General features: G+C 40.4%; 13 protein-coding genes. 4 read left to right on the top strand and 9 right to left on the bottom strand.

The genetic code is table 11. The features are described 5' to 3' along the window. The first annotated feature begins 14 nt into the window (after positions 1 to 14). A complete protein-coding gene (locus IM797_RS23465) occupies positions 15 to 842 on the top strand; it encodes an ion transporter (RefSeq protein ID WP_194129647.1) in 828 nt (275 codons plus the stop codon). A gap of 369 nt (positions 843 to 1,211) precedes the next feature. Beyond that, the gene (locus tag IM797_RS23460) at positions 1,212 to 1,403 is read left to right on the top strand and encodes a cold-shock protein (RefSeq protein WP_194129646.1); all 192 of its coding nucleotides are present in this window, start codon (positions 1,212 to 1,214) and stop codon (positions 1,401 to 1,403) included. Positions 1,404 to 1,471: 68 nt separating this feature from the next. Here IM797_RS23460 and ccsA read toward each other — a convergent pair whose 3' ends face one another. Continuing rightward, positions 1,472 to 4,813: a cytochrome c biogenesis protein gene (gene ccsA, locus IM797_RS23455; RefSeq protein WP_228099074.1), complete on the bottom strand. Its 3,342-nt coding sequence runs from the start codon at positions 4,811 to 4,813 to the stop codon at positions 1,472 to 1,474. 183 nt (positions 4,814 to 4,996) lie between these two features. Between ccsA and IM797_RS23450 the strand changes: the two genes are divergently transcribed. Then, positions 4,997 to 5,272 carry a hypothetical protein gene (locus IM797_RS23450; RefSeq protein WP_194129645.1) on the top strand — a complete coding sequence of 92 codons (276 nt, stop codon included), beginning with the start codon at positions 4,997 to 4,999 and terminating at the stop codon, positions 5,270 to 5,272. Between the two features lie 74 nt (positions 5,273 to 5,346). Here IM797_RS23450 and IM797_RS23445 read toward each other — a convergent pair whose 3' ends face one another. The 5 genes from IM797_RS23445 to IM797_RS23425 all read right to left on the bottom strand — a co-directional run bounded on the left by IM797_RS23445 (position 5,347) and on the right by IM797_RS23425 (position 8,735). Next, entirely contained in the window at positions 5,347 to 6,159 is an 813-nt protein-coding gene (locus IM797_RS23445) for a hypothetical protein (RefSeq protein WP_194129644.1), read from the bottom strand. Positions 6,160 to 6,197: 38 nt separating this feature from the next. Beyond that, positions 6,198 to 6,377, bottom strand: coding sequence for a hypothetical protein (locus tag IM797_RS23440; protein ID WP_194129643.1), 180 nt, complete (start codon positions 6,375 to 6,377; stop codon positions 6,198 to 6,200). A gap of 21 nt (positions 6,378 to 6,398) precedes the next feature. Beyond that, positions 6,399 to 7,286 (bottom strand): cation diffusion facilitator family transporter, encoded by an 888-nt coding sequence (locus tag IM797_RS23435; protein ID WP_194129642.1) that lies wholly within the window; start codon positions 7,284 to 7,286, stop codon positions 6,399 to 6,401. A gap of 91 nt (positions 7,287 to 7,377) precedes the next feature. After that, the gene (locus tag IM797_RS23430; RefSeq protein ID WP_194129641.1) at positions 7,378 to 7,920 is read right to left on the bottom strand and encodes a YcxB family protein; all 543 of its coding nucleotides are present in this window, start codon (positions 7,918 to 7,920) and stop codon (positions 7,378 to 7,380) included. Between the two features lie 329 nt (positions 7,921 to 8,249). Further along, entirely contained in the window at positions 8,250 to 8,735 is a 486-nt protein-coding gene (locus tag IM797_RS23425; RefSeq protein WP_194129640.1) for a GNAT family N-acetyltransferase, read from the bottom strand. A 121-nt stretch (positions 8,736 to 8,856) separates the two neighbouring features. On the opposite strand from IM797_RS23425, the gene IM797_RS23420 reads away from it, so the two are divergent. After that, positions 8,857 to 10,533 (top strand): hypothetical protein, encoded by a 1,677-nt coding sequence (locus tag IM797_RS23420; RefSeq protein ID WP_228099072.1) that lies wholly within the window; start codon positions 8,857 to 8,859, stop codon positions 10,531 to 10,533. On the opposite strand, the gene IM797_RS23415 is transcribed toward IM797_RS23420, so the two are convergent. The 3 genes from IM797_RS23415 to IM797_RS23405 all read right to left on the bottom strand — a co-directional run bounded on the left by IM797_RS23415 (position 10,526) and on the right by IM797_RS23405 (position 13,708). Next, positions 10,526 to 12,163 carry an ABC-F family ATP-binding cassette domain-containing protein gene (locus tag IM797_RS23415; RefSeq protein ID WP_194129639.1) on the bottom strand — a complete coding sequence of 546 codons (1,638 nt, stop codon included), beginning with the start codon at positions 12,161 to 12,163 and terminating at the stop codon, positions 10,526 to 10,528. The genes IM797_RS23420 and IM797_RS23415 overlap by 8 nt on opposite strands. A gap of 66 nt (positions 12,164 to 12,229) precedes the next feature. Further along, the gene (locus tag IM797_RS23410; RefSeq protein ID WP_194129638.1) at positions 12,230 to 12,994 is read right to left on the bottom strand and encodes a hypothetical protein; all 765 of its coding nucleotides are present in this window, start codon (positions 12,992 to 12,994) and stop codon (positions 12,230 to 12,232) included. Between the two features lie 18 nt (positions 12,995 to 13,012). Next, on the bottom strand, positions 13,013 to 13,708 hold the full coding sequence (locus IM797_RS23405; RefSeq protein ID WP_228099069.1) for a type 1 glutamine amidotransferase domain-containing protein: 696 nt from the start codon (positions 13,706 to 13,708) through the stop codon (positions 13,013 to 13,015). Positions 13,709 to 13,771: the final 63 nt, after the last annotated feature.

The following is a 13,771-nucleotide window of genomic DNA, read 5'->3' as shown; positions in this document are numbered from 1 at the left end:
TCTCCTCTATAATAATGGCCAAAACAGAAAAAAAAGACTGGCGTTTCAACCTGCACGAGATCATTTACGAATCGAACACGCCTGCGGGTAAAGCATTCGACATAGGCTTGCTGATCGCTATTTTTACGAGTATCATCGTCGTGATGCTGGATAGTGTACAAAGCATCCACCAACACTATGGTATTCTTTTTAACCGCGTGGAATGGGTATTCTCTGCATTGTTTACAATTGAGTACATACTTCGCCTGATCAGCATACGCAAGCCTTTAAAATACGTTTTCAGTTTGTTGGGTATCATTGATTTGATTGCCCTGATCCCTTCCTATTTAAGTATTTTCTTTGTGGGGGCACAGTCCTTATTGGTATTCCGGGCACTGCGGTTACTCCGTGTGTTCAGAATTTTTAAGCTCGGACACTTTTTAACCGAAATCAATTTTCTAACCCAGGCCCTGAAAAACAGCATTCGAAAAATCAGTATATTTCTCCTCACTGTACTCACTTTAACGGTAATACTCGGATCTATCATGTACCTGGTAGAAAAACGGGAAAATGGATTTTCCAATATCCCTGAAAGCATTTACTGGGCTATAGTAACCATCACCACAGTAGGTTATGGAGATATCTCTCCGGTTACACCAATGGGTAAATTTGTCGCCTCCATAGTTATGCTTACAGGTTATGCAATCATTGCGGTACCTACAGGAATCATTACCCACGACCTGGCGCTGGCCTCCAGAAAGACGAAACACAAATTTGAGTCCTGTCCAAGTTGTGGTGCCGAGGGGCATGATCATGATGCCTTATTTTGCAAATACTGTGGTTCATCATTGTATCGATCTTAAAACTATAAAATGGCCCGCCAGTAATTTTAAGGGCTCATTCTAAAGAATTTTTAAAAGCTGTACAAACCTCAATGAAGAAAAAACAGATTAAGACAATGATTATCAACAACCTACACAATAATCATTAAACTTAAATCAAGGCAAATAGGACACATTAAAACGAGATTTGGCAAAAAAAATTGCTGTTAACACTCTGAATTTTATAAGAAAATGCAATTTATTTAACATGAAATCGTGAAGCTTGGAAAAATTTATTTAATTTTATTTTAATGAATGGGTGATTTGTGCAAACAATCTGTAAATTTATAATGTTATGCCATTCAGTAATTATGCAATAAATCAATCTATATACAAATTAATCACAATTCAATGCCACAAGGAACAGTAAAATTTTTCAATGAATCAAAAGGATTTGGCTTTATCATACCTGATAACGGAGAACCAGAAATTTTTGTACACGTATCTGGTCTAATCGATCAAATTAGAGAAAACGACAAAGTAAGTTACGAAGTTGAAAATGGAAAAAAAGGCTTGAACGCCACTAAAGTTAAAGTTGGATAACAACTACAACCAAAAAAAGCATCCTTAGTGGATGCTTTTTTTTTGTCAAATATTTTTTACGCCTACAGCTATTTTTGCTTCAGCGCTTTGAATCTGTAATACGAAACAATAGCCAATAGCGCGACTATCGCTATCGTAATGTATACCCAGCCCGGGATCGGCACAGGATCTCCCTGGGCATAAGAGTGTAAACCTGTCAGATAGTAGTTCACGCCAAAATAAGTCATAATAATGGTTGAAAAGCTGATCAATGACAACAAATTGAACAGATACTTGCTTTTCAATTTTGGTATCAACCTCACATGCAGTACAAAAGCATAAATGATCACCGAGATGAAAGCCCAGGTTTCTTTAGGATCCCAGCTCCAATACCTGCCCCAGCTTTCATTTGCCCAGATCCCACCCAGGAAAGTACCAACTGTTAGCAAAAACAATCCTACGGTAAGCGACATTTCGTTTACGATAGTCAACTCGGTTACAGATGATTTCACTTTTGCACTGATTTTTTTGTTGTCAATGACGTAAAGCACCAATACAACAGTTCCCAGTAAAGCGCTCAGACCAAAGAAGCCATAGCTGGAGGTGATGATGGCTACATGGATCATCAACCAATACGATTTTAGCACTGGCACCAAAGGTGTAATCTGAGGATTCATTTGCGATCCACCGTGTGCAAATCCCATTAGAATAACCGCAATCAAACAACCTGCAGCAGGTATAAATGCATTGCTGTTTCTATACATGAGCAATCCGGACAATACACCAATCCAACTGATGAAGAGGACGGCCTCATAGCCATTACTCCAGGGTTCATGCCCCGAAATGTACCATCGAACGCCCAAACCAAGCGCCTGCAATGCCGCTGCCGTACCAATCAGAACCAACACAAACTTAACCAGTTTATCTAAAGATTTCGAATTTTTAAAGAGCTTAAAAAAAGCGAGTGACAGAATCACCACACCCAGTAAGGCATAAGTGATCATTAAATTCAAAAAGATATTCCAGGAGTTATAACTCACCTCCCAGTCAATTTTAGCTTGCGAAGGCACCACATCTTTACCATATTTTAATTGCAAGGCTTTGATGCCATTCAGTTCGGCATCTGCTGCCGACCAGTTACCGGTTTGCTGACCTTGTTGTATGGCTTTAAAATATTTATCAAATGCATTTGGCATACTCACCGGAGCATTTGGCTGCGAAATCGGCAAGGCAATCCAGGTGTTGTTTGCATCACCTGCGATGGGGAAAATACGCAGGTATTGTCCATCTGTTAACTGCTGCATGGCCTGCAATTTATCATTTAAGTCGATCAGATCCTTATCATAACTTCCCTGTTCAGCCGGTTTCTTTGCAAAAGATTTCAGGTACTCATCTTTCAATACAAACTCCAGTGCACCATTGGCCCCCAGCCTCAATAAGTTAATCATGGAAGTGTAGCCATCTGCATTGGCTTTAACTGCTTTTAACAATTCTGGTCCGCCTTTAGTACCCACTTTAATTAAGGGAACGTTTACCCAGTTAAAGGGCATGGTGGAAACCGATAGAAAAAACTGATTTGCATCCAGGTTATAGAATCGATCTTTGCGGTAAAGCTTTCTTAAAATCTCCAGTGCCATTGTGTTGACAGGCTCTATCCTGCCATCAATATTTTGCACCAGCAAACGTCCAAACAGGTCAGCATGTTGCTGATCTATTTTAATAGCTGCTGCAAATTGCGCGGCATCAACCGTTTTTCCCATCAGGATTTGCTGAAGCTCAGCGATGTGTTCAGGACTGTGCTCATGATCATGTGGATTTACTGCAGGTTGCGGATCATGATTGTGCCCCGCATGGTCGTGGTCAGCATGGTCATGGTCATGGTCATGTTCATCATGATTATGTACTGCCTGTGGCATCCCCGGGGTGCCATTTGTGCCGTGCATATCTATTTTTTGCTGACTGAATGCCGATCCAAATGGCAGTAGCAACAAGAACAACAATAAAGTCTTGGATTTAGAAATTGATTTTAACTGTTCATTTAATTTAGAGAAATGTGTTCCCTTCCAGAATAATGTGACAAACATGCCCAGAAATAATAAAGTGTATCCAATGTATGTTATGTTTGTTCCCCACTCATCATGGTTTACAGAAAGTACGGTACCTTTTTCATCATCATCAAAACTTGCCTGGAAGAAACGGTAACCAGAGTGGTCAAGTACATGGTTCATATAGATTTTATAAGGTCTGTCGGGCCCGCCATCCTGTATCAGTACATCCGAAGAGTAGGCTGCCGGACTGGTACTGCCGGGATATTTTTCCATTTTAAAATCTGCCAGTTTCAGTGAAAATGGTGCAGGATATATTTTAGAACCATAGGCCAGGGACATTCTTAATCCACCGATCTCGCTCTGGTGCTGAAAGTTGGTCATGCCTTTACCGCCATAAAAGGATATCGTATCGATCGCTGTTGGTGTAGTAACTTCTACTTTAACCAGATCAGGATCATGTTCATGGCTGCGTTTATCTCCTTCAAAATAGATGATAGATCCCGGTGTTGCAGGTTCAGGTACTACAAATGCCAAACTACCGTAGGTATACAAGCTCCTTAAATTAAAAGGTTGCGGTACATCTTTACCTTCAACTACTTTTCTTTCCTGGGTAGCCATAATCATGTAATTTCCTTCATATGGCGATGAAATCTGATATGCCCCTGTCGCATCACTGATGTTGATTGCGCCGGGAGTTTGCTTATTGAAACTGATCAGTAAATTTTGAATCAACTGAACACGTCCCGAGGGGATGTACTTATTGACCCGCTTGCCATTTTCCAACACCACCAAATGTAATGTCGGGGTGCCGGAATCGGCCTTAACCAATGAATCCTGTGCCCTGGCATAAAAATCAATTACTTTAAACTTCACACGCTCGCCCTTGTAATCATATTCTGAAACAAAAGTCTTTTTAAAAGGCTTCAGATAAGTCGGAATCCGGTTAGAAAGCAATATCGCACGCACATCATCATAGGCCAATGCCTCCTCTCCTTTTCCAATCTGAACCTTAAAGAAAGTTGCATCTGAAATGATCTCATTACTGGATTCTCCTTCTCTGATGTGCATAGAGCCTTCAAAACTAATGTAACGGGTAATGTAGCCGCCAATAAAAATGATGATGAATGCCAGGTGAAAAACAAGTAAAGGGAGCTTTTTATACTGAACCAACTGATAACGCTGAATGTTTCCAATGAAATTGAGCACCAGAATAACCATGATGGCCTCAAACCACCAGCAATTGTAAATTAACGCTTTCGCTACAGGCGTACCATAATCGTTTTCTACAAACGTGGCCATAGCCATAGAAAAGGCATATAACAGGAGCATTAAACCCGTTGTACGGGTAGAAAAAAGGAGGTTTTTAATTGATTTGATCAGCATGAACAGATATTGTAATTGTGTTTGCCGCAAAAATCTGTTAATTGCCCTGTACTTTTGTCATGGCTCCGCCACATCAGATTATATATCATACTTTTTACCAATAAACAAGGCTAAAGCTTACGTCATCTGTCTAGTTATTACCATAATATAACCGTACCTTTGCCTTTTAAACAATTTTTTGGTATGAGTGATTATAGTGAACTGATTTTAGCTAATAAAAATTCTGGCCGGACTAAGGACCTTGAAGATGCACTTAACGGCGTTGAGGTCACATATGCCCGTTGGCTAGGTAACCGTGTAAATATTCATACAGGAGAAAAACCAGACAGACTGGGTAATTACTTCCGTTGCTTTTATAATGAGACTGGTATCCAGTTTTATGTAAAAGATGGTTTACCGACTGACATTACCAATGCCTGCTGGTCTGCTTTTAGAAGTATTTTTGACAATAAAGGATAAATGATATTTATTGAGTTACGATTTAATACAGCGGGTTAACAAGCCTGCTTTATTAAATTGGAATTGACAGCCCCTTATGATTCAGTTTTAATCAATATTAAACTGTACAAATCAATCTTAGCCAAACGATAAGTATTGTTAAGTAAGGAGAGCGTACTTTTTCCAAGCCTCATGCGATTGCCATCGCTCATTTTCCAGGTCATTTGCGTATTTAATGTATCGGGCTCTTTGTTTGGGCCATCAAAAGTATGCTTATAAAACTGGATCTGCTGTAAGACAGCCCCATGATCTGCGTCGAATTGCAGCACTACTTCCCTACTGATCATGCCTTCAGGCAGGATTTTTAGGTCATCGCGTTTTGAACGGTAGTCTTGATATATACTGTTACACCTCGAAGTTTTACACCAGGCGTTAAATCCATCCCTGATCATGTAAACTGTATCTGCGTTTTTTGTATAACTTAATTCCCATTTGCTCCGCTTAAGTAACGCAGACAGATCAAATTGCTGATCTACTTTCCTCAGGTAAATGGTATCCATTTGGTATTTAGCACCTTTCCTTCGCCCACCTCCAAAAGTGCTCCATATAAAAATCTCATCTGGTTCAAAGCCTTCCTTTACAATCCTTTCGCTGACTCTTAAGGGTGGCGCTTCCATGACCATCATTTCTGACAATAAAAACTTGTTGTAACGGATTTCCTTCAGACTAAAAGATCCATCTTTAGCAGTTATACTTTCCCCTACCTGGCATCCAGCGATAGGGTGCTTATCGTAGTCAACGATGACACCAGTTATATTTGGTCTTCCCAATCTGGAGATACAAGAAGATAAACTCAAAATTGCCAAAGCTAAGCTGACTGTTTTAAAAGGGCTGTACCTAAATACCATAAGTTAAAAATAGCCTTATGTATTGGAATAAAAAAGAATTATTCCTCATCTGGATATTTGTCCTCATCCGCTGTGTTGCTTTGCGCCTCAATACCTAGCTGGTAACCTTGTGTATATTTGATACTTCCCCAGGCTGTTAACATGGTGATGATATCCTCCTCCTTCAGCGGTCCTGAAATCTGGCTTTTACAATATGTTAAAAATTCATGTTCTGTCATAACCTCACACTTAAATTTCAATTAGCCTTGATAAGGCTCTACGTGGATTAATGCATCTTTAATGTGCAAATCAGATTCCAGCAATTCATCTTTTACCTGATGTGCTACCCGGTGCGCTTCAAAAACATTGATGTGTCCGTCTACTTCGATGTGCATATCCACATAATATTCCAGTCCCATTTTACGGACATAACATTTCTCTACCAATTTAACCTCTTCGTGCAGTGCTGCTACATGACTAATCGCTGCGATCAATTCATCAGAAGGTGCACCGTCCATAATTTCTGAGAAGGCAGGCTTGATTATTTTGAAAGCATTGTATACAATGAACACACAAGCCAGCAAGGCAGCCCAATCATCAGCACCTTCGTAACCTTTTCCTAAAAATAAGGCAATTGTTATGCCTGCAAAAGCTGCAACGGAGGTAATTGCGTCACTTCTGTGGTGATAAGCATCAGCTTTAACTGCATTGCTGTTCAATCTTTTTCCAACAGCAAATACATAACGGAACAGCAATTCCTTGATCATAATTACGATAACAAGTACAATCAGCGTATAAGACTTAGGCAAGTCATGCGGTGTCTGAATAAATCCTATCGCGTGCCAGCCAATCCAGCCTGCAGCCAGTAATAAAAACATTCCAATGATAACCGCGGCAACTGGTTCCGCCTTGCCATGTCCGTAAGGATGCCCTTTATCAGGTGGTCTTTGGGCATACTTAAGTGCCAGCCACAATAAGCCAGAACTGATCACGTCGGCGCAAGATTCTGTAGCGTCTGCAATCAGTGCGTACGATTGACCCAGATGACCAGATATGCCCTTTATAAAAATTAATGCAATACTGACTAATATACCTAATTGTGTGGTGCTGATGGCCTCAGATGCTGAGGTTTTCGCTGCTGTTTTCATGATAATATCCCCATCCGCTTCAGATTGCAAAAATATCAATTATATCACAAATAGCTAGTACGAGTTTAGAATAACCATCAAATCATCTGTTTTATTTCCAGGTCCAGTCGAGCATCTGATTAAGCTTCAAAGAATATTGAGCCGAAAGCCGGTCCATAACCACCAGAAAATCTGCCACCTGAATCCTGTCTTTTGGTAAAAATAGGGCTTCATCACTGTCAAACTTAATAAAAAAGTAATCCGCTGTTTCGTTTACTTCTGCAATTTCTGAGCGGTTCATCTCAGATTCTCCGGTTTCATCTTTTGTCCAAACCACTTCTTCTTTAAAATCAATGGTCAGCATTTTGTCAATGCGATCTTTATATATGGTTCTGATGTATTTCAGGTAACTTTTTTTGTAAAAAGAACGCTGATAAATGGGGTATAGAAAAACAATAGCTACCGCACACAAGAGTGCAAAACCAGCCAGATAAAAACTATTGTTCATATAAGCGCTGAATGCAGCAACGAGAAAAAGTAAAACACGAACAACCACATTTACCCACCTGCTTTTTGTAGCTTCTTTAGATCGGGAAACCCAAAATAAGGTATTCATCAGATAATCATTTTCGGTACAAATAAACTCGAATTTCATACAAAAGGTAGTTATGGCTTGGGTTAAACAGGACGCTAAGGTATTAAAAGCTTTTATTTTTCATGAGCATATCGTTTGTTTTTTATTGCTGAGCAGCTGATGCGGCACACACTCCTACCCTTTAAATACCGCTGAATTGTTTTATACCAACATCAGTGACAGTTGTTCACAAGAAAATAACTCCTTCACACATTGTTCACACATGCTCCACAGAAAGCGCATGAAGGGGGGGCATTTTGTGAAGAAAGTCTGAACCAGGTATGAACTATGTGAGGACTTGCCCCTACTGTGTATTATACTGATATTAGCTAATATGGATTGTCTTCATTTTAATTCATGTCATTGATGTCACAGCGCATTGTGGTAAGTAGTTTTTTGAACCCCACTTTTTCATATGCCCGCACAGCCGCATCATTGTCATGGTATACATCAAGGCGTACTTCAGTTATTCCATTTGATAAAACCCATTGCTTAAGCTCATTTAACAATAGGCTATTCAAGCCTTTTCCTCTAAATTCTGGTTTTACAAACATAAAGCCGAGGTAACCAAAGCGTTCATGGCGTTCGTAAACTTTTGCAGAGCGAATTTGGGCATAACCACATCCGACAACTTCAGCATTAAGCTCGAGTACCAGCACGGTTGTTTGCTCATCGGCAATCAATGTTTCGAGGTCGTAGTAGAAGATTTCTCCATCCTTTAATGTTGGATTAAAGGGGCGTTCAGCCTCGACAAGCATTTGCAAAAATTTGCCAAGTACAGGCAAATCCTCATTGGTAGCACATCTGGTCGTTATGTTTTCCTTGTTTATTTCCATCCTCAAAGATATCTATAAAACGAAGAAATACCGTTTAGAATATTACAATTCAAATCCGGTTTTTTATATATCTTACCCTGTAAAATAAGGCCCGGATAAGCTAAAGGGTCAGTTTAAATTAATGAAGACTAAACTCCCCTTTATCATGAAGTATGTACTCCTGATCTTTCTTTTTTTAATCAATGGATTGATGACCCAGGCACAGCGTAAAAATTTGCCTGAGCACAACATTGTCATCACATCTATTGAGCCAAAAACAATGGTATATAGGATCGATAGTGGGGAATTACATGTCAACGTATCGCCAAAAGATGTACTTAAATTCAAGGCGGCCGGCCTGGTTCGCTATAGTGAATTCGGTGCCAAAGGTAATGGGCAAACGGATGATATAGATGCGATCGCTGCAACCCACGCATTTGCCAATTTACACCGGCTTGTAGTTATAGCTGACGCCGGAGCCACTTATTACATTGGGGGGAAAGCCCGCACTGTGGTCGTTCAGACAGATACTGATTTCGGCACGGCATCTTTCATCATTGATGACACCGAAGTAAAAGATCACAGCGCAGCTATTTTCACAATAAGTTCAAGCTTAAAACCGTTTAAACTGGAAAAAATAACCGCACTGAAGAGAAACCAGGAAAAAATCGATGTTCCTTTGCCAGGCCCCTGCTTAATTACCGTCACCAATTCTAACGTAAAACAGTATATCCGGTTTGGACTAAATCAAAACAATGGATCTGCGCAAACCGACCTCTTCATTGTGGATAAAAACGGCAACGTGGATAGGAAAGCACCGATCATTTGGGATTTTGACAAGATTACGAGCCTAAGCGCTCTGCCTATAGATGAGCAGCTACTGAAAATTACCGGAGGTAATTTCACGACAATTGCCAATAAAGAAGAATCAAAATACGCTTATTACAACCGGAACATTGCGATCAGACGATCGAATGTGCTTGTTGAAGGGCTGAAACACAACATCAAAGGTGAAGGAGCGCAAAGTGCTCCATATGGGGGCTTTATCAACATTGGCGATTGTGCTTATGTGACGGTAAAAAACACCATTCTGACCGGCCACCGTACTTATAGTACCATTGGTGCGGCAGGTAAGCCTGTCACCATGGGTACCTACGATCTTTCTGTGAACCGTGCACTTCATGTATCTTTTTTGAACTGCAGCCAGACCAACGACATCAACGATACGAAATACTGGGGTATAATCGGTTCAAATTTTTGCAAGAATATGCTCTATGATGGTTGCACATTATCCCGTTTTGACGCCCATCAAGGAGTTGCTAACGCGACCATCCGCAACTCTACGCTTGGACATATGGGCATCAATGCCATTGGCAGTGGCCTGTTGACTATTGAGAATTCCACGGTTCGCGGACGTAGTTTTGTCAACCTCCGCGCCGACTATGGTAGTACATGGCAGGGAATGCTGGTGATCCGCAACTGTGTCTTTGTTCCCGCAGGTGGCAAACCGGTTACGGCAGCTTTAATCAGCGGGTCCAATTCAGGTCAGCATGATTTCGGCTATGTGTGCTATATGCCGGAAAGGATCACTATAGAAAATCTGAGCATCGACGACTCCCAACATCCTGACAATTACCAGGGGCCTGCCATTTTCTCTAATTTTAATCCGAAAATGACAGACAATACTTATCAGGAAAAGTTTCCCTACATTAAAACGAAAACAGTCATTCTAAAAAACATTACAACTGCCAGTAAAAAAACGCTGAGGATCAGTGACAATAAGTTCATGTTCAAAGACGTGACTGTGAACACTATTTAGCTTGTTCAATTTCTTTCAAACTATTCATTTTCTTGTAGGCCAGGAAACCTTTGATATCTTCAAAATGTTCGCGAACGCGTTTATTACCAAACTCGAATACTTTTTGGGCCAGTCCGTCTAAGAAATCCCGGTCATGCGATACCAAAATCAAGGTACCATCAAAATCCTGTAAAGCCTCTTTGATGATGTCTTTGGTCTTCATATCTAAATGGTTTGTCGGCTCATCCAGAATCAATACATTTACGGGTTCCAGTAAGAGTTTGATCATTGCTAAGCGGGTTTTTTCACCGCCAGAAAGCACCTTAACCTTTTTGGTGGTATCGTCACCGCTAAACATAAAGGCACCTAAAAGGTCCTTGATTTTTATGGTTCCATCGCTCAAGGGAATCTGATCGATGGTTTCAAATACCGTTAAATTTTCGTCCAGCAACGCAGCCTGATTTTGAGCGAAGTAGCCAATCTTCGCATTATGACCGACTTTTAAATCTCCTTCAAAGTCAATCTCGCTCATGATGGCTTTAATCATGGTTGATTTACCTTCACCATTTTTACCTACGAAAGCTACTTTTTCTCCCCTTTCTATGACCATCGATGCTTTTTCGAATACCACATGATCCCCATACGCCTTAGTCAGTTCTTCTACCATCACCGGGTATTGACCTGAACGTGGGGATGGTGGAAACTTCAGACGCAATGCGGAAGTATCGACCTCATCGATCTCAATAACTTCGAGCTTTTCGAGCATTTTTACGCGCGACTGCACTTGCAGCGTTTTTGAATAGGTACCTCTAAACCGATCTATAAATTCCTGGTTATCTGCAATAAATCGTTGTTGCTCTTCATAGGCTTTCAATTGATGTATCCGGCGGTCGGCACGCAGCTGCAGGTAGTGGCTGTACTTGGCTTTATAATCGTAAATCCTGCCCATGGTGACTTCAATTGTACGATTGGTAATGTTATCTACAAAGGTACGGTCGTGCGAAATCACCATAACTGCCTTAGCGGAATTGATTAAAAAATCTTCCAACCACTGTATACTTTCAATATCCATATGGTTGGTAGGTTCATCCAGCAAAATCAGATCAGGTTTTTTTAATAAAATCTTGGCCAGTTCAATCCGCATGCGCCATCCACCCGAAAACTCAGATGTTTGACGGCTAAAGTCTTTACGTTCAAAACCTAAACCTTTTAACACTTTTTCTACCTCGGCATCGTAATTAACCTCTTCGATTGAATAAAATTTCTCACTGAGTTCTGATACACGTTCAATCAGCTTCATGTAGTCATCACTATCGTAATCGGTACGAATAGTCAGTTGCTCATTCAGCTCATCGAGCTCCTTCTGCATCTGGTTTACCTCTTCGAAAGCTTTCATCGTTTCTTCAAAAACAGTGACCTTATCCTGGGTAAGCAAATGCTGTGGCAAATAGGCAATGACTGCATCCTTAGGACCGGTTACGTTACCAGAAGTAGGTTTAGATACGTTGGCAATGATCTTGAGGATGGTCGACTTGCCCGCCCCATTTTTACCCATCAGGGCTATTTTATCGTTTTCATTAATCGAAAAGGTTACATCACTAAACAAGGTAGTTCCACCAAATGAAACGGAGATATTATTTACATTAATCACGAAATGACATATTAAATTGAGCGGCAAAGATAATGGATTTGAGATAAATACCGAAACCGTCAACGCTTACTTCATCCAAAACACATTTCCTGATGAATAAATTTTTTGTTCCTTCATTTTCTCGATATATGTCTTGGTGTACATGACTAAATTGATGTCTGTAACGCTGATCGATCTGGTTTTTTTATTTCCCAGGTTATCATAAGACAATATCTCCTCTTCCTTATTTTCTTTTCCGGTTAGCTTATAAAAAAAATGCTCATTTTCCCAATAAGACATATTTTCTTCAGGATCATCTACCTTCACTTTCTTACAGTTTTTTTCCAGATAATCTTTTATTTTCGTGAAATCACTTTGCTTTTTAGCCGTCTTACTTACATCAAGGTACATTAGATTCCCCTTCTTGTCTTCCGCCATATTGATTGTTGGAAATGCCACGGTATTTAGGATTGCCAAAGTGTCTTTTTCCGGGTTATATGCCACCGTTTTATATCTGTAACCAAATAGCTCGGTTGGTTTTTTGTTTCTGGACATCCAGTCGCTGGTTGCCTCCAAATACAATGCTGTCGGAAATCTACCCTCAGATGGATAAAAACCCAAAGTATCCTTTGCAAAAAAAGGATTATCTAAAAGGGTAAGTGCTTTTTTCTTATCTAATCCCTCTACTTTTGTCGCAAGAATTTCCTCTGTCTTTTTCAACTTATTTTCAAAAAAAGAAGACACATTGAATTTAAGTGATATTTTTTCTAAGTCGACAAATTTCTGATCCTGTGAATGGCAAGACGAACTAACCAATAATGCTAAAAACAAGTAAATTTTAATGTTATTCATCGTATATCTTTATCCTGATCAGTCTACCATTCTATTTTCCAGCACATCAATCAAGGCCTGGGCTGCAGGGCCTGCAGACAAAGGATTCTGCCCGGTAATTAAAAGTCCATCAATTTCAACATGGGAGAAAAAAGGCACTAATGCGGATTTAAAGTCAGCCCCCAGCGCGATCAGTTTATCTTCAAGGTTAAAAGGGATGTGACCTGGCCTGCCCACCAGCGTTTCCTCTGCATTGGTAAAACCTGTAATCCTTTTGCCGGACAATAAACCCGGCACCATTTCAGCAGCTTTGACCAAAGCTGCAGGACCATGACAAACCGCAGCTACCGGCTTGTTTGCGTAGAAAAAATCCAAAATTAATTTGCCGCTCAATTCATCAATGGCCAAATCCCAGAGCGGGCCATGGCCGCCCGGAAAAAACAGGGCATCAAAATCGCTGGCAGATAACCCAACCAGGGTATGTGTACGGGCAAAAGCTTGCTTGGCAAATTCATCATCATTAAACCTCCGGTTTGAAGCAGTAATGTTTTCAGTCAATTCACTCATTCCGTCCACAGGTGGCTTTCCACCTAAAGGACTAGCTAAAGTAACCTGATAACCCTGATCTATAAATTCATAATAAGGATCAGTAAATTCGCCAAGCCAAACACCAGTTTTACTTTCAGTATTTTCCATCTGCTGATGGGAAGTCAGGATCATCAATATTCGTTTCATAAAAATATGTTTAGCAGGAAAAGTACGGATGGTTCAATTGCATTTCCATCATCTAATCCTTTA

Source organism: Pedobacter sp. MC2016-24 (assembly GCF_015223055.1).
Lineage (GTDB): Bacteria > Bacteroidota > Bacteroidia > Sphingobacteriales > Sphingobacteriaceae > Pedobacter.
This window is presented reverse-complemented; position numbering and strand designations above follow the sequence as displayed.

Excerpts from the sequence above, each read along its gene's own strand:
- IM797_RS23410 (WP_194129638.1), bottom strand. The coding sequence starts at position 12,994 with ATGAATAACATTAAAATTTACTTGTTTTTAGCATTATTGGTTAGTTCG.
- IM797_RS23460 (WP_194129646.1), top strand. The coding sequence starts at position 1,212 with ATGCCACAAGGAACAGTAAAATTTTTCAATGAATCAAAAGGATTTGGC.
- IM797_RS23465 (WP_194129647.1), top strand. The coding sequence starts at position 15 with ATGGCCAAAACAGAAAAAAAAGACTGGCGTTTCAACCTGCACGAGATC.
- IM797_RS23450 (WP_194129645.1), top strand. The coding sequence starts at position 4,997 with ATGAGTGATTATAGTGAACTGATTTTAGCTAATAAAAATTCTGGCCGG.
- IM797_RS23405 (WP_228099069.1), bottom strand. The coding sequence starts at position 13,708 with ATGAAACGAATATTGATGATCCTGACTTCCCATCAGCAGATGGAAAAT.
- IM797_RS23430 (WP_194129641.1), bottom strand. The coding sequence starts at position 7,920 with ATGAAATTCGAGTTTATTTGTACCGAAAATGATTATCTGATGAATACC.
- IM797_RS23420 (WP_228099072.1), top strand. The coding sequence starts at position 8,857 with ATGAAGACTAAACTCCCCTTTATCATGAAGTATGTACTCCTGATCTTT.
- IM797_RS23440 (WP_194129643.1), bottom strand. The coding sequence starts at position 6,377 with ATGACAGAACATGAATTTTTAACATATTGTAAAAGCCAGATTTCAGGA.
- IM797_RS23425 (WP_194129640.1), bottom strand. The coding sequence starts at position 8,735 with ATGGAAATAAACAAGGAAAACATAACGACCAGATGTGCTACCAATGAG.
- IM797_RS23445 (WP_194129644.1), bottom strand. The coding sequence starts at position 6,159 with ATGGTATTTAGGTACAGCCCTTTTAAAACAGTCAGCTTAGCTTTGGCA.
- ccsA (WP_228099074.1), bottom strand. The coding sequence starts at position 4,813 with ATGCTGATCAAATCAATTAAAAACCTCCTTTTTTCTACCCGTACAACG.
- IM797_RS23435 (WP_194129642.1), bottom strand. The coding sequence starts at position 7,286 with ATGAAAACAGCAGCGAAAACCTCAGCATCTGAGGCCATCAGCACCACA.